This is a genomic window from Streptomyces blattellae, assembly GCF_009709555.1.
Lineage (GTDB): Bacteria > Actinomycetota > Actinomycetes > Streptomycetales > Streptomycetaceae > Streptomyces > Streptomyces blattellae.
The window spans coordinates 186834-202591 of sequence record NZ_WJBG01000127.1; the positions used below are offsets into that span (position 1 = coordinate 186834).

Sequence of the window (15758 nt, forward strand, 5' to 3'; positions counted from 1 at the left end):
TCGGCGACAGACACGATGTGCGGCAGCGGCCGGCAGCGGTCACCGAGCAACTGCCGCGCGCCTGACCCGCCTGACCCGCCCGGCGTCTACCACAGCCCGCGCCCCCTCTCCAGGACCTCTCGGGCCTGGGCCACCAGTCCGTCGGCGCCGCAGGAACGCGCCAGCGCCAGGCCCCGGTTGAGCTCGGCGACGGAGCGGGCGGCGATGCCGTACTCGACGCGGGCGGCCGCGTGCTCGTACTGGCAGGGCGAGGCCTCCAGGTAGGCAACCGCCTGGGCGGCGAGCCGGACCGCGCGCTGGCCGGTCTCCAGGGCGGCGGCGCAGCGCAGGGCCTCGCCGATGGCGGTGTCCGTGCCGAACCGCTCGGCCTGGCGGCGGACGTCGGAGGCGAGCCGGGCGGCGCGGGCCGGGTCCTCGGTGGCGAGGGCCCGGGCCAGGTCGACCGCCCAGGGGACCATCACCGGGTTGTGGTGGCCTCGCGCACTCGCCGCCTTCTCCGCGGCCTCCAGCTCGTTGATGCCGTCCTTCGTGCGACCGGTCGCCAGCAGGAGACGGCCGCGTACCGAGCGCGGGTCGGGAAGGAGGATGGTGGACGGGTAGGGCGGGGCGAATCCGTGCTGATCGGCGATCGCCCAGGCCTCGTCGACATGCCCGCGGGCGAGCAGCGTGTCCACGAGGATGCAGGTGGCCGTCCAGTACAGGGGCAGCCCGCGGCCGACGCGCTCGGCCAGCCGCAGCCCCTCGCGCAGGGATGTCTCCGCCTCCCTGAGCCGGCCCCTTCTGCGGTGGCCGAGGCCGACATAGGCGTGCGCCAGGGCGAGGTGGCCGCCGCTCCAGCCTGCGGTCTCGTAGGCCCGCAGGGCTTCCGTGTAGAGGGCGTCGGCGCGGTCGAGGCGGTCGGTGTAGGCGTACGCGTTGGCCAGCATCAGCAGCAGTTCGATGCCCCACTCGGTGTCGGTCCAGCCGAGTCCGGGGGCGAGACGGCCGTTGACGAGGGAGCGGTCGCACATCTCGACGACCTCCTCGGCGTTCTCGCCGTGGGTCATGGCGTCGAAGCCGCGCAGCATCAGCAGGGCACGCTCGGAGTTGTCCTTGCCGGTGCAGGTCGCGGCGAGTCGGGCGAGCCGCTCGGAGCGGCCCGGCGTGGTCGTCTCGCCCGCGTAGATGCCCTCCCACATGTACTGCACGGCTTGCAGGCGCAGCTTGGCCGGACCCGCTTCGTGCCGGGCGGCCTCCGCCTCGACCGTGCGCACGGCCTCCTCCAGCTGGTCGTTGTGGAGCAGTGCCTGGGAGAGCCGGAAGACGGCGTCGACGCGTTCGGCGCCGCCCAGGCCGGGCATGGCGAGCGCGGACTGGAGGTGGTCGATGGTGGTGGCGGGCGCGGTCAGCAGGGTGGCGCAGCCCAGTTCGTAGAGCACGAGCGCGTGGACCTCGGGCAGCGGCGTCTCCACCAGGGCGCGTTCCAGGCAGCGGCGGGCCGCATCGGGGGCGCCGACGGCGAGGTGTTCGCGGGCGGCCTCGCGCAGCTGCTCGACGACCTCCTCGTCGTCGTCCGGGTGGACCTGGAGGAGATGCCGGGAGGCTGCCGCGGCGCCGCGGCCGGAGTCGGTGACGACCTGGGCGGCGATGCCGTGCATCGCGGTGCACAGGGCGGGCGGGATGGAGTTGTAGACGGCGGTCGCGATCAGCGGGTGGACGAACTCCAGGCCGCCGTCGCCGGTGCGGGCGTCCGCGGGGTCGGGATCGGTGAGGATGCGGGCGCTGCGCAGCAGTTCGGCACAGCGCACGGCCTCGTCGTGGCCCATGGTGGCGAGCCGGGCGACCAGGTCGACGGAGATGTCCGCGCCGAGGATCGCGGCGGCCCACGCGAACCGGGTGGCGTCGACGCCGAGTTCCTCCAGGCGGGCGACGAGGCCGCCGCCGCGGGCCGAGCGGTTCAGGGCGCGCAGTTCGTCGGCCTGTGCCTCGACGGGTTCGATCTCGCTGTCCTGGACCTTGGCGAGGAGTTCCACGGTCTCGTACGGGTTGCCGCCGGTGACCGCCCAGACCTCGCGGCAGAACGGGGCGTCGGCGTGCGGGCCGAGGGTGGCGCGGGTGAGGCCCGCGGTCGCGTCCGGGGTCAGGGCGCTCAGGCTGGCGACCGGCCGGCCCGCCGCCGCGGCGACCGCGTCGAGGTAGCGGGCGCTGTCGGCGCCGACCTCGCCGGGACGGCGGGCCACCACGACGAGTACGGACAGGTCGTCGAGGCGTTCGGCGAAGGCGGCGAGCCAGCGCAGGGTCTCCTGGTCGGCCCAGTGGGCGTCGTCGATCAGCAGCACGAGCGGCCAGTCGCGCCGGGCCAGCCGGCACACCGCGGCGACCAGTCCGTCGCACACGCCCTGCGGGTCGGCCCGCCGGTCGCCGGGGTCGGTGATGCCCAGGGCGGGGCCGGCGATGTCGTACCAGTCGCCGAGGTATTCGCGCGCCTCCTCCGGCATCAGCGACACCAGCGCGGGCTGCAGCAGCTGTCGTACGACGTTGAAGGGGACGGACTTCAACGTCTCGCCGCCGCGGGCGGACCAGACCGTGCAGCCGCGTGCCTCGGCGATGCGGCGGGTCTCGGCCAGCAGCGCGGTCTTGCCGAGCCCGGCCTCGCCCCGGACCATCAGGAGGCTGCCCGAGGACGAGCGGTCCGCGCGCAGGGTGGCGACGGCCTCCTCCACGGCGGCGACCTCCCGGTCACGCTCCCACAGGGAAGCCGAGGCGGCCGCCGTGGGCCGTACCTCCGTCATCCCGCTACCTCCCCAAGTCGCGTCAACGACGTACCGAACCCGAGCGTAGCCCTCCGGTCGTCTCGGTGCGGGCGGGTCCGGTGAGCTGTTGCCGTGACGGGTGACAGTGCGGGACCGCGGGCGACGCGCACGGCGTGCGACCTGCGCTCGTCAAGGTGACGGACAGTCAATAACGGTGGGAATCAAGGTGACTTCCGTGGACGTGTGGACTTGACGGAGGAGCGGCCGGGTGGCCGGGGGCACGGCTGCGGTCGTGCTCGCCCGCGGGGAGCGCCGGGCGGGACGGACCGCGCCTTCCACCGTCCGCGACAGAATCCGCTGTACGACCCATCCCGAAATAGGCGCACTCACCCCGATTCCGGGTTCCGGCCCTCTCATCCTGTTTTCACCGACGCCTCCTACGGTGGGGCCATGACGCAGGCGACTCCTCCGGGCTGGCACGCAGACCCCGGGCAGACAAGTGACGGGCCTCCCACCGAGCGCTGGTGGGACGGCGAGGCATGGACGGACCAGACCCGCCCTGCGGGGTCGGGCGCCGCATGGGGTCCCCCGACACAGCCGCAGTTCGACGGCGGATATCCGGGCTACCCCGGGTATCCCGACCCGCCGCCGGCGGGTGCGCGGCGCGGACTGAGTACGGGCATAGCCGTCGCGGTGGCGGCCGCGGTCCTGGCGAGCATCGGCCTGGGCGTGTACACGCTGTCCGGGGACGACGGGAGCAGCAGCGCCACCGGCTCGCAGCCGACGCCGAGCGCGCCGAGCGACCCGTTCGGCGGCGGCTCCGGCGGATCAGGGGGCGGCGGCACCACGCCCACGCCCGAGACGTCCGAGCCGCCGAGGGTCGAGAGCGGGTCGGTGACCGACGCGATCAGCGGGATCAGCATCCCCATCCCCGACGGCTGGTACGGCCAGACCCTGTCGGTCGGCGCATCGGTCACGTCGGAGGACTCCTACGACTGCCCGGGCGACACCTCCGCCTCCTGCACCAAGGGCGGCGCCTACTCGGCTCCCGCCCTCGCGCTCGGCACCGCCGGCAGCACGGCCGAGGAGGTCGCCAAGGCGGACATCACGGCCAACGCGGAGGAGTCGTACGGCGGGGACACCTACGGCGGGATCACCTCGCACGAGGTGCTGGCCTCCAAGTCCGTCACCGTGGCCGGGCAGAAGGGCTACCAGGTCCGCTGGAAGGCGGTCACCGACGTGGGTGCCGACGGGTACGTCGAGTCGCTGGCCTTCCCCTCGCCCGCGAACTCCGAGCAGATCGTCGTCATCCGGATCGGCGTCGACGTCAGCGAGAAGCAGTCCACGATCGACGAGATCACCAAGGGCATCAAGGTGTCCTCCGGCGGCGGCAGCGGCCAGGACGTCTGAGCCGATCCTTTCTTCTTCACCCCGGACATGAGTCGGCCGGGTGGGGCGCCCCTCCGCTCAAGAGGAACCCCACCCGGCCGGGGGTGCGCGCCGCCCCCGTCCCCACGGTGCGGCGCGGACAGGTCACCGTCCAGTCATCCCACGGACGGCGGCCTGGGTCTCAGGTCAGGCCGAGTGACGGCAGCACGGCGGCCTCCACGAATCTCAGAAGGTAATCGGGGTCGGCGTATTCCCCCTCCAGGACCGGTCGCACCCGCTGGACGCCGAACATCTGCGCCGGGACATACGCCAGCGCGGGATGGCCGTCCGCGACCTCGCCCCGCTCGACCCCGCGCCGGAGGATCGCCTCCAGCGCGGCGACCTCCGGCTCGACGAGCGCCTCACGCAGCGCCTGCTGAAGCTCCTGGTCCTGGACGACGGCGTGGCCGAGCGCCTGCAGCAGTGTGGTGCTGTCCGCCGTCGACCACTCGGCCGCGGCGCGCGCGACCTCGCGCAGGTCCTCGGCGAGTGATCCGGTGTCGATGCCCGTGAAGCGGACCTCGCGGTTCGAGCGCAGCGCCGCCGCGACGAACCGCGGCTTGGTCTTCCACTGCCGGTAGAGCGTGGACTTGCTGCACCTGGTGCTGGCGGCGACGCCGTCCATGGTCACGGCGTCGTATCCGCAGCTGCGGATCTGATCGAGAACGGCGTCGAAGAACTCCTGCTCACGCTCGGGCGTCAGCTTGGAGCGGCGCGAGGCGACGACCGTCTCCGGTCCGTCCGCGGCCTGCGACGTCATGGACTCTTCCCCTCGCTCGTGCGCGGCGCCCCGGGGCCCGCCTTCCAATGTGTCGTACGTCTATCGAAACGACACTGTACCGGTACTACCTCGTTTCGGTACAGTGTCGTTTCGAAACGGTCTAGTATCGGCACTCAGCCGTATCGGTACTTGGCCGTATCGATGAGCAACCAGTTCGTCCACACCACCAGACGCACCACATCAGCGAGAAAGGGCCGGGGGATGAATGCCCGCACCGAGCCTGCCGAAGCGAAGTCCGACGCGATAGCGCGCCCGAAGCTCGTCCGTGAGCTCCTGCTCGTCGCAGGGCTCTACCTTGTCTACCGGTTCGGCCGAATGCTGGCGACCGGCCACACCGGCGAGGCCTTCCGCAACGCGCATGACGTGTGGGACCTGGAACGAGCGGTGCATCTGCCCGGCGAAGGCGCGGTGCAGTCCCTGCTGCTGGACAACGACGGTCTGGTCCACCTCGCGAACACCTACTACGCCACGGTCCACTTCCCGGCCACCGTGGCCTTCCTGGTCTGGCTGTATCTGCGGCGCCCGGCGCACTACGTCTGGGCCCGCCGGGTGCTCGCCGTGGTGACCGCGGCCGCGCTGGTGGTGCACCTGGTGTTCCCGCTGGCCCCGCCGCGGATGCTGGCGGCGGCCGGTCTGGTGGACACCGCACAGGTGTACGGGCCGTCCGTGTACGGCTCACCGGAGACGGACACCCTCTCGAACCAGTTCGCGGCGATGCCGTCGCTGCACTTCGGCTGGGCACTGATGGTGGCGATCGGCCTGATCGCGGCGACGCGGTCGCGGTGGCGCTGGCTGTGGCTGCTGCATCCCCTGCTGACGCTGCTGGTGATCGTGGGGACGGCGAACCACTACTGGCTCGACGCGATCGTGGCCGGGGTCATGCTCGGCCTCGCGCTCGCGGTGATCCGGCCCCGGATCCCGTCCGGGGGGACCCCCGTCCCGCCTCGCTCGCCGCACCCGACGGCCACGACCGCCGGACGCGGTCAGCAGGCCCTCGCGCCCGCGGAGGAGGACGTCCTGGTGGGAGCGGGACGATGAGCGGCACGATGATCGCCGTCCTGCTGTCCCTCTGCTCCGCCGTCGCCTACGCGACCGCGGCCGTCGCCCAGGAACGGCTGGCCTCCCGGACACAGGGGGCGAACCTGCTGCGGCTGCTCACCACCGGCGCCTGGTGGTCCTCGGTCGCGCTGAACGCGTCCGGCGCGCTCCTGCACGTGGTGGCGCTCCGGTACGGTCCGCTCACCGTCGTACAGCCGCTGGGTGCGCTCACGCTGGTCGCCGCGGTGCCGATGGGGGCGCGGATGGCCGGGCGGCGGGTCAGCGGGGTGGAGTGGCGCGGCACGGTGTTCACGCTCGTGGGGCTCGCCGCGATCCTCGTCGTGGCCTCCGGGTCCGAGCCCGACCAGGTGCTGAGCGTGTCGGAGGCGTTGGCGGTCGCGGGGGTGAGCGCGGCGCTGATCGGCCTGCTGGGGCGGCCCGGCGACCGGTCGGGGCTGCGGCACGCCGCCGCCTCCGGCGTGGCCTCGGGCGTCGGGTCCGCGCTCACGCAGACGGTGACGGTCGCCGCGACGGACGGCTCCGGCCCGCTGCTCAGCGGGCAGGTGATCGGGGTGGCGCTGCTCGTCGCGGTCTTCGCCGTCGGCGGGCTGCTGCTGTCGCAGTTCGCCTACCGGGGCGGCCTGGGTGCCCCGCTCGCCGTGGTGACGCTGGCCAACCCGGTGGCCGCCGCGGTGATCGGGCTGTCGCTGCTGGGCGAGGGGCTGCGGGGCGGCGCGCTCGGTGCTTTCCTCGCGCTGGCGGGGGCGGCACTGGCGTCCTGGGGTGTGGTGCTGCTGACCCGGGTCACCCCCGAGAACCACCCGGTGGCCGCCGTACTCGCCCTGGAGCCCGGTTCGGCCGCACCGGAACCGGCGCTGAAGCCGGCAACCCCGGTGCCGGGCGGGCCCGGTGCCGGTGCCCTGGCAGCCTGAACCGGGACACCTCACACCCCTGTGAGCCAGGGCCACAGGTGAGCGGGGTCAGCCCAGGCCGCGGTTGTCCTGCTTGAGTGCCGTGTCGACGGTCAGGGCCGTCGCGACCACGAGGCTCAGCAGGGGCTCGGGCAGCTGGTAGTGGACCTGGAGGACGTAGTTGTCCGCGGTCGTGAACATCGTCTTGGCGAGGCCTTCCCAGGTCTTGGTGATCCGGGCGACCTCGTTGTCGGCGTGGTCCACGATCGCGAAGTTCCAGGCCCGCCAGTTCTCCGCCTTGATCGCGCCGACCTGACCGCCGTTCGCATTCATCGCGAAGTTGATCTTCCCGAAGACGTTCTGCTGGACGATCTCACCGACCGGCTGCCCGTCCGGACGGGCCACGATCACCCGGGACTTGAGGAACTTGCGCGGCCGGGTCAGCAGCAGCACCGGCTGCCCGAAGGCGTCCCGGATCTCCAGCCGGTGCGTCATGAACTGGTCCAGGCTGGCGAAGAAGCGCACGATCTTCTTCAGCGCGCTCTGCCCGACCTGGACGACCGAGCCGATCTGGTTGCCGTGCTGGTCCATGACCTTGTACTCGTTGGTCAGCTCGATCAGCTTGGCCTTCTGGTTGACCACCAGGACCGGCTCGGTGAACAGGGTGCCGCCGCCGGAGCCGCCCGCGGCGACTCCGGCCTGCTGCTGCACCTGGCGCCGCACCCGCGGATCCTGACCGGCCGGCTGCTGCTGCGGCGGCACCGGGCCGGTGTGCTGCGCCTGCTGGTCCGGCGCGGTGTGCTCGGTCCACTGCGCCCCGTCCCAGTAGCGGAGGGTCCGGGGGGCGCCGTGCGGATCGGCGTACCAGCCTGCAGGTGTGTTCGAATGCGTGGTCACCGGGGCACACTACCCCGAGCACACCGGCATCTGACCAGCCCCGGCCATCCCGTACGCAGCAGGCTTTACCGGCCCGTTGCAGTGCCGGTCATCCGGTGATGACGGCCGGGTCGCTCACCCCGGGACGCCCGGTCTCCACTCGTCCGGCGAAGTGCCGCAGAAACGCGGAGTCGGCGTCGGAGGTGACCGTCAGGTCGTACCACTGCCTGCTCGCCCGGAGGTCGAAGCTGTGCCGCACGGCGGCACCGCGCCGCACCACGAAACGCCGCGTCCGGCCGCTGTAGCCGTCTGCGACCTCCACCTCCACCGTCGCGGAGCCCTTGTTGGTGAAGGTCAGCTCGATGCCGTCGCCTCTGTGCCGGGCGGTGACCTCCGGCCCCTCGGTGCTGTTCACGCCCTTGAAGGCACGCACGAAGCCGTTCGGGCCGTGCACGGTCAGGTCGTACGAGCCGCTGGAACAGGCCGAGTCCCAGGTGTCCGCGATCGACTTGCCCGCCTCGGTGGTGTACATCCACGGGCCGTCGGTGCGGTTGCCGGAGGTGACGTGGAAGGCGCCGCCCGCCTTGGCGCCCGTGGCGAAGGTGAGCGTGAACTTCCCGGCCGAGGTGTCGGCCGAACCGTCCGCGTACGGGGCGTACTTCAGTGGCCGGGACCGGCGCAGCCCGCGCTCCTGCTTGGGCAGCCGCGGGTCGGCGGGCGGGGTGGGCCGGTAGTCGGGGTGGCGCTCGCGGTCCGGCGGCTCGTAGGCGTCGGTGTCCGGCAGGTCGACGGGGCGCGGGTCCTCGCGGGAGAAGTCGAACGCGGAGGTGAGGTCACCGCAGACGGCGCGGCGCCACGGCGAGATGTTCGGCTCGCGCACGCCGAACCGGCGCTCCATGAACTGCAGGATCGAGGTGTGGTCGAGGGTCTCGGAGCAGACGTAACCGCCCTTGCTCCAGGGCGAGACGACCAGCATCGGCACCCGCGGGCCCAGGCCGTAGGGACCGGCCACCCGGCCGGCGTCGCCCGGGTAGAGGTCGGGCCGCACATCCACCGTGGACTTGCCCTGCGCGGCGGACCTGGGCGGGAGCGGCGGCACGACGTGGTCGAAGAAGCCGTCGTTCTCGTCGTACGTGACGAACAGCGCCGTCTTCGCCCAGACCGCGGGGTTGGAGGTGAGCGCGTCCAGGACCTGGGCGATGTACCAGGCGCCGTAGTTCGTGGGCCAGTTGGAGTGCTCGGAGAAGGCCTCCGGGGCGGTGATCCAGGAGATCTGCGGCAGCCTGCCGGCCTTGACGTCGGCCTTCAGCCGGTCGAAGTAGCCGTCGCCGTTCTTCACGTCGGTGCCGGTGCGGGCCTTGTCGTACCAGGGGTCGCCGGGCTCGGCACCCCGGTACCTGTTGAAGTACAGCAGGGAGTTGTCGCCGTAGTTGCCGCGGTAGGCGTCCTGGATCCAGCCCCAGGAGCCGGCCGCGTCCAGGCCGTCGCCGATGTCCTGGTAGATCTTCCAGGAGATCCCGGCCTCTTCCAGTCGCTCGGGGTACGTGGTCCAGCCGTAGCCCAGTTCGTCGTTGCCGAGGACCGGGCCGCCGCCCGTGCCGTCGTTGCCGGTGCAGCCCGTCCACATGTAGTACCGGTTCGGGTCCGTCGAGCCGATGAACGAGCAGTGGTAGGCGTCGCAGATGGTGAACTTGTCGGCGAGCGCGTAGTGGAAGGGGATGTCGTCGCGGGTCAGGTACGCCATGGTGGTGGAGCCCTTGGCGGGCACCCAGTTGTCGTACGTGCCCTGGTTGTAGGCGGAGTGGCCGTCGGGCCAGGAGTGCGGCAGGCCCTCCAGGAACTGCATGCCGAGGTCGTCGGCGTCCGGGTGGAAGGGCAGCAGGTCCTTGGTGCCGTCCGACTGGTACCAGATGGACTTGCCGTTGTGCTGGGTCACGGGCCGCGGGTCACCGAAGCCGCGGACTCCTCTGAGCGCGCCGTAGTAGTGGTCGAAGGAGCGGTTCTCCTGCATCAGGACGACGATGTGCTCGACATCCTCGATCGACCCGGTGCGGTGGTTCGCGGGGAGCGCGGCGGCGCACTCGATGCTGCTCGCCAGGGCGGCGAAGGCCGTGGTGGCGCCCGCCACTTGGAGGAATCGGCGCCGGTTGACTTCGGGCATGGGTGAGGGACCTCTCCCTTGGGGGTGTTCGACCGTCGGATCTGCCGGACGGAACGCGCGCGGAAGGAGTGTTCCAAGGGCACCGAACGTCAGGGAAGGGTCTGGTGACCCTCGTGTGAAAGTCGGCGGTACGAGAGGTGCGGGGGCGGCATCCGAGGCGCGCGGACACGGCCCGCCACCGTCCGCATCGCGAGATGCCAATAGTCCAATTCCGGACGATCACCGCGCGGCTCCCAAGCACCGGGATCGGTCAACTCCACTGTCTCCAGCGGGCGTTCAGCCCGCCTCAAGACCCACTCGGACGCGTGCACTTTTCCGTCACGTTTCGCGGCAAGACCACAAAAGCTACACAGGCACATCACGATATGACGTGGCGAATGCGTCGACGACTGGCGTCTGAGGGGGGCGTGGCGTCGCGCGTGGGGTGCGTCCACTCCGCGCGGGAGCGCTGCTCATGCCCGCCCAGGAGGGGACATCACCGCATGATGCGGACCATACGTACTGCCGCGCTCACCGCTGGAGCGCTCATCGCCTCGCTGGTCCTGCCAGCCGCGGCGGCCCACGCCGACACGGTCACGCCCCGTGTCGACCTGCGAGTCCTCGTGGTCAGCGACGGAGGCCCGTCCACCGACGCCATCGCGGCCGAACTGGACACGGCCGGAACGCCGTACACCGAGATCGACCTCCAGGACGCGGCGAGACCGAGCATCGACGCGGACTTCCTGGCGGACACGGTGGACGGCGTACCGCGCGCCAAGTTCCAGGCGGTCGTGCTGCCCAACGACAACCCGTTCCCGGCCGGTTCCGCCGAGATGGCGGCGCTGGTGGCCTATGAGCAGACGTACGCGATCCCGCAGGTCGACGCCTACACCTACGCGCGTCCGGAGGCCGGGCTCGACTACCCGGGCTACTCGGGCAGCGTGGACGGTGTGACGGCCGAGGTCACCGAGGCCGGTGCGGCGGGACCGTTCGCCTATCTGGACGGAACCGTGCCGTTCGATGACGACTCCCCCGACGTGGGCGAGAGTTACGCCTATCTGTCGACACCGGCGGAAGGCGCGGACTTCACGCCGTACGTCGACGCGGCGATCCCGGGGCAGTCCACCCGGGGCTCGCTGGTCGGCGAGTACCGGCACGACGGGCGGCGGGAACTCGTCGTCACCTTCGTCTACAACCAGCACCAGCAGCAGTTCCAGCTGCTGGCCCGCGGCATCGTGGAGTGGATGACCGACGGGGTGCACCTCGGCGCCTCCCGCAACTACTTCGCGGTGCACGTCGACGACGTCTTCGGGGCGGACGACCGCTGGGACACCGAACTCAACTGCACGCCGGGCGACATCGACTGCCCGCCGGGCCAGGGGGCGTCGGACCCGATCCGGATGACCCCGGCCGACGTCGACTACGCCTTGGAGTGGCAGGACCGGCAGGGCATCACCCTCGACATGGTCTACAACGGCGCGGGCAGTGAGACGCACCGCGAGGAGAACAACGGCCAGGACGAACTCGCCGACCAGTTCATCGCCGACCGGGGCAGCTTCCGCTGGGTCAACCACACCTACTCGCACTCCTACCTCGGCTGTGTGCAGGACGTCAGCGTGGTGCCGTGGCAGTGCGCCACCAACGCGGACGGCACCACCCAGTGGGTCAGCCAGAGCGAGATCTCCGACGAGATCGCGAACAACCGCTCCTGGGGCCAGACCAACGGACTCCCGCTGGACACCGAGGAGTTGGTGACCGGCGAGCACTCGGGCCTGAGGATCCTGCCGCAGCAGCCGGAGGACAACCCCAACCTGGCGCCCGCGCTGGCCGACAACGGGATCGAGTGGCTCGCCTCGGACTACTCCCGTGATCCCGCGCAGCGTCAGGTCGGTCCCGCGACGACCGTCTCGCGCTACCCGATGAACATCTTCTACAACGCGGGGCGGGCCGCCGAGCAGGTCGACGAGTACAACTGGATCTACACCAGCCGCGCCCAGGGCGGCAGCGGCGTCTGCGAGGACAACCCCGCCACCTCCACCTGCCTGACGGCGCCGCTGGACACCGCAACCGGCTACGCCGACCACATCGTGCCGCTGGAGACGCGGACCGCGCTCGGGCACGTGCTGTCCAACGACCCCAAACCGCACTACATCCACCAGTCGAACCTGACCGAGGACCGTATCGCCTATCCGGTGCTCGACGGTGTCCTCGACACCTACGACACGCTGTTCGCGGACAACACGCCCGTGGTGAACCTGCCGATGAAGGACCTCGGCATCGAGACGCAGCGGCGCGCGGCCTGGGACGCGGCGCTCGACGCCGGTCAGGTCACCGCCTACCGCGTCGGCGGGACCGTCACCGTCGAGGCGCCGGACGGCGTGGCCATGACCGCGACCCTGCCCACCGGCACCACGCAGGACGGCGCCGCCTTCGGTACCGCCTACGCGGGCGCGGTGTCCGGCTGGACCGCCTCGGCCGGGCAGCCGCTCACGCTCACCCTGCCGTCGTCCACCGCCTCCCCGACCGCGACCGCCGACGCGCCGGACGGTTCGACCACCTCCACCACTCCCCCGACGACGGTGCCCGCCGGTGTGACCGAACAGGTGCCGTACGCCCCGGAGAACTGAGCACGGCCCGCACGACGGCCTGGGCCGCACCCTGTGCGGCCGGGGCCGGTACGACCGCCACCGACCTCGGCCGTGGAGCCCCCACCATGCACGTTCACCACGGCGCGCGACGCTCCGGCGCGACGCGCGTGACCCTCCTCACCGAAGGCACCTACCCCCACAGTCACGGCGGGGTGAGCGTCTGGTGCGACCAGCTCGTCACCGGCATGCCCGACCTCGGCTTCGACGTCATCGCCGTCACCGGCACCGGACGCGAACCGCTCGTCTGGGACCTCCCCGAGCATGTCGCGCGCGTCGTCTCCGTCCCCATGTGGGGCCCCGCGCCCGACGGCCGCGCGCCCCGCGGGAGGAGCGGGAGGCAACTCGCCTCCGCCTACGAGCAGTTCCTCACCGCGCTGCTCGACCCCGCCGCCGAGGGCGGGTTCGCCGCCGCCCTGTACGCGATGGCGCGGGCCGCCGCGGACGGCGCGCTGAGCCCCTTTCTGCGCGGTGACAAGGCGATCGGTGTGCTCACCGCGGTGTGGAACCGGCCGGGCCTGGCCGTGCGGGAGGCCCGGCCGACCCTGCACGACGCGATCACCGCGACCGCACTGCTGGAGCACGCCCTGCGCCCCCTGGCCACGCCCCCACCCGACACCGGGGTGGCACACGCGGTCAGCGGCGGCGTCGCCGTACTGCCGGGGCTCGCCGCGCTCGAACGGCACGGCGTCCCGCTGCTGCTCACCGAACACGGCGTCTATCTCCGCGAGCGCTACCTCGGCTATCGCACCGCCCCGTACCGCTGGCCGGTGAAGGCCGTCGTCCTGGGCTTCTTCCGGCTGCTGGCCGAGGAGACGTACCGCAGGGCGGCGCTGATCACTCCCGGCAACCGCTACAACCGGCTGTGGGAGGAACAGGGCGGTGCGGACCCCGAGTCGATCCGCACCGTCTACAACGGCGTGGACCCCGGCGCCTTCCCGCCCGCCGGCCCCGAGCCGGACCGGCCGACGCTCAGCTGGGCGGGGCGGGTGGACCCGATCAAGGACCTGGAGACGCTGATCCGCGCGTTCGCGCTGGTCCGGGGCCGGCTCCCGGACGCCGCACTGCGGTTGTTCGGCGGCACACCACGTGGCGGCGAGGCCTACCGGCAGCGGTGCGAGGCCCTCGCCGCCGAGCTCGGTCACGCCGACGCGGTCACCTTCGAGGGCCGGGTCGAGGACATCAAGGACGCCTACGCGGCAGGGAACGTCGTGATGCTCTCCAGCATCAGCGAAGGCTTCCCGTTCACCCTGATCGAGGCCATGTCCTGCGGGCGGGCGACCGTCTCCACCGACGTCGGCGGAGTGCGGGAGGCCGTCGGGGACACCGGCCTCGTCGTACCGCCGCGCGACCCGGCCAGGATGGCCGCCGCCGCGCTGGAGCTGCTGGGCGACGCGGAGCGCCGCCGCTCGATGGGCGAGGCGGCGCGGCTCCGGGTGATCCAGCAGTTCACCCTGCGCCAGACCGTCGACACCTTCCGCTCCATCTACCGGGAGCTGGCGGCGCTCGGCGGACCCGGTGAAGTCGACCGCGGTCCGGCAGCGCACCGAAGGGGCGCGGGGCTGTGTCGATGTGCGGCTCCGCCGCGATGGGAGACCCCCATGAGCGGGGGAGGATTCGAGAGGGAGCGCTCGGACCGGATCTGGACGCCGGAGAGCGCCGAGCAGCCCGCTCAGGCAGACGTAAGGACAGGGAGCATGGCCGGATGAGCGGACCGATGGCGCTCGAACCTGGCGGCACGGAAGGAGACACGCTTTCCCTCCGGCTGGCCCAGGACCCCTTACCTCGTGGGCGCGTTGCCGCGGACCGCACCCTGCCCCTGCGACGGCCGCGCTGGGGCGCGGACCGCACCCTGACTCTGCGGCAGCCGCGCTGGGGCGCGGACCACGCCGCGGTCGACTCGCTCGCCGCCGACCTCGCCGACCGTATCGGCCCTGCCGTGCACTCCTACGAGGTCGCCGCGCTGCTGGAGTCGGAGGGCCTGACCGCCGAGGTCATCCAGGAGCGCTACGGCCACCCGAACCTGTTCTCCCTCGCCACCGCCCTGTACGAGCGGGTGCCGCGTTCCTTCCCCGAGCCCGCGCCACCGGCCGACCCCTGGCAACCGGACCACATCCGGTGCGCCCTGCGCGGCGCCCTGTTCGCCCTGCCGGGACTCGCCTACCTGCTCACCGCACCGCTGTGGCACGCCGACCGCGCCGTGTCGGTACTGATCGTCGCCGGGCTCGTCTCCTGGGCGTGGGGTCAGGCCCTGGGGCACCGGGCCTTCCTGCGCATGACGACGGGACGGCGGGAGGCGGGCCGTACGCTCCTGAAGGGCGCCCCGCTCGGCGCCGTCGCGGCGACGGCTGCGGGGGCGGTGGTCGCCGGGTCCGGTCCGGCGGTCCTGGCCGCGGGGGCGCAGTCGGTGTACCTCGCGACGGCCGGCGTACTGCTGGTGCTGGGCGGGGAGCGGCTGCTGCTGGCCGCGCTCACCCCGCTGATCGCCGGTGCCACGGTGCTGCCGTGGTGGGAGCCCGGCGCCGTGCTGCGGGCCGGGCTGCCGCTGCTGTCCCTGCTCGGCGCGGTCGCCGCGGCGGGCTGGGCGCTGCGCTCCGCCCTGTCCGGTTCCGCCGCGCCGGGCGCCCCCCGGCCCCCGCTCCTGCGGTCGCTGCCGTACGGCCTGTTCGGGCTGGCCGCGGGGGCGCTGGTGCTGCTGACGGGGCGGGAGCAGCCGTACGCGGTGATCGTGCTGACCGTGAGCATGGGGCCCGCCGAGTGGCTGCTGTACCGGTACCGCGGGCTGTCGGTGAAGGCGCTGCGGGCGACCGCCACACCGGCCGCGTTCCAGGTGCGGTCGGCCGGCATCCTCGCCCTCTGCCTGGGCGCCTATCTGCTGCCCCTGCTCCCCGCGGCCCTGCTCACCGACACCGAACCCGCCCCTCTCCTGCTGCTCGCGGCGGCCCTGTGGACGGCGCTGCTGCTGCAGGCCTTCGGGCTGGCCTGGCCGCCCGCCGGGGTGTGTCTCGCGGCCGCCGCCGGGGCGGGCGCGCTCACCGTCTTCGCCGGGCCATCGGACACCGGCGTGCTCGCGCTCAGCTGCGGCGCCGCCGCCCTGTGTCTCCTCGGATACGTGCTGCGGCTGCTGGGACGGCCCGCGCCGCACGCGTGAGGCGGACCACGTGCAAGCAACCGACCCCTGCCCACAGACGCGCAACCGACCGGAAG

General features: G+C 72.5%; 10 protein-coding genes. 6 read left to right on the forward strand and 4 right to left on the reverse strand.

Features of this window, described 5'->3' with window-relative positions:
* Window positions 1-86 precede the first annotated feature (86 nt).
* Entirely contained in the window at window positions 87-2771 is a 2685-nt protein-coding gene (locus GFH49_RS12305) for an ATP-binding protein (protein WP_155055879.1), read from the reverse strand.
* Between the two features lie 411 nt (window positions 2772-3182).
* Between GFH49_RS12305 and GFH49_RS12310 the strand changes: the two genes are divergently transcribed.
* A complete protein-coding gene (locus GFH49_RS12310; RefSeq protein WP_155055880.1) occupies window positions 3183-4142 on the forward strand; it encodes a DUF2510 domain-containing protein in 960 nt (319 codons plus the stop codon).
* 160 nt (window positions 4143-4302) lie between these two features.
* Here the strand turns inward: GFH49_RS12310 and GFH49_RS12315 are convergent, their stop codons facing one another.
* Entirely contained in the window at window positions 4303-4920 is a 618-nt protein-coding gene (locus GFH49_RS12315; protein WP_155055881.1) for a TetR-like C-terminal domain-containing protein, read from the reverse strand.
* Window positions 4921-5142: 222 nt separating this feature from the next.
* Here GFH49_RS12315 and GFH49_RS12320 point away from each other — a divergent pair, with 222 nt between their 5' ends.
* Both GFH49_RS12320 and GFH49_RS12325 read left to right on the forward strand, forming a co-directional pair.
* Window positions 5143-5979 carry a phosphatase PAP2 family protein gene (locus tag GFH49_RS12320; protein ID WP_155055882.1) on the forward strand — a complete coding sequence of 279 codons (837 nt, stop codon included), beginning with the start codon at window positions 5143-5145 and terminating at the stop codon, window positions 5977-5979.
* Complete coding sequence (locus GFH49_RS12325; RefSeq protein ID WP_155055883.1) at window positions 5976-6911, forward strand: DMT family transporter; 936 nt, start codon at window positions 5976-5978, stop codon at window positions 6909-6911. The genes GFH49_RS12320 and GFH49_RS12325 overlap by 4 nt, the downstream gene beginning before the upstream one ends.
* Window positions 6912-6959: 48 nt before the next feature.
* On the opposite strand, the gene GFH49_RS12330 is transcribed toward GFH49_RS12325, so the two are convergent.
* Window positions 6960-7787: an LURP-one-related family protein gene (locus GFH49_RS12330; RefSeq protein ID WP_155055884.1), complete on the reverse strand. Its 828-nt coding sequence runs from the start codon at window positions 7785-7787 to the stop codon at window positions 6960-6962.
* Window positions 7788-7875: 88 nt separating this feature from the next.
* Entirely contained in the window at window positions 7876-9927 is a 2052-nt protein-coding gene (locus tag GFH49_RS12335; protein ID WP_155055885.1) for a phosphocholine-specific phospholipase C, read from the reverse strand.
* A gap of 482 nt (window positions 9928-10409) precedes the next feature.
* On the opposite strand from GFH49_RS12335, the gene GFH49_RS12340 reads away from it, so the two are divergent.
* The 3 genes from GFH49_RS12340 to GFH49_RS12350 all read left to right on the forward strand — a co-directional run bounded on the left by GFH49_RS12340 (window position 10410) and on the right by GFH49_RS12350 (window position 15702).
* Complete coding sequence (locus GFH49_RS12340) at window positions 10410-12533, forward strand: hypothetical protein (RefSeq protein ID WP_155055886.1); 2124 nt, start codon at window positions 10410-10412, stop codon at window positions 12531-12533.
* A gap of 86 nt (window positions 12534-12619) precedes the next feature.
* Complete coding sequence (gene pelF, locus GFH49_RS12345; RefSeq protein WP_230396257.1) at window positions 12620-14260, forward strand: GT4 family glycosyltransferase PelF; 1641 nt, start codon at window positions 12620-12622, stop codon at window positions 14258-14260.
* Entirely contained in the window at window positions 14257-15702 is a 1446-nt protein-coding gene (locus GFH49_RS12350) for a hypothetical protein (protein WP_155055887.1), read from the forward strand. Before pelF ends, GFH49_RS12350 begins: the two co-directional genes overlap by 4 nt.
* Window positions 15703-15758: the final 56 nt, after the last annotated feature.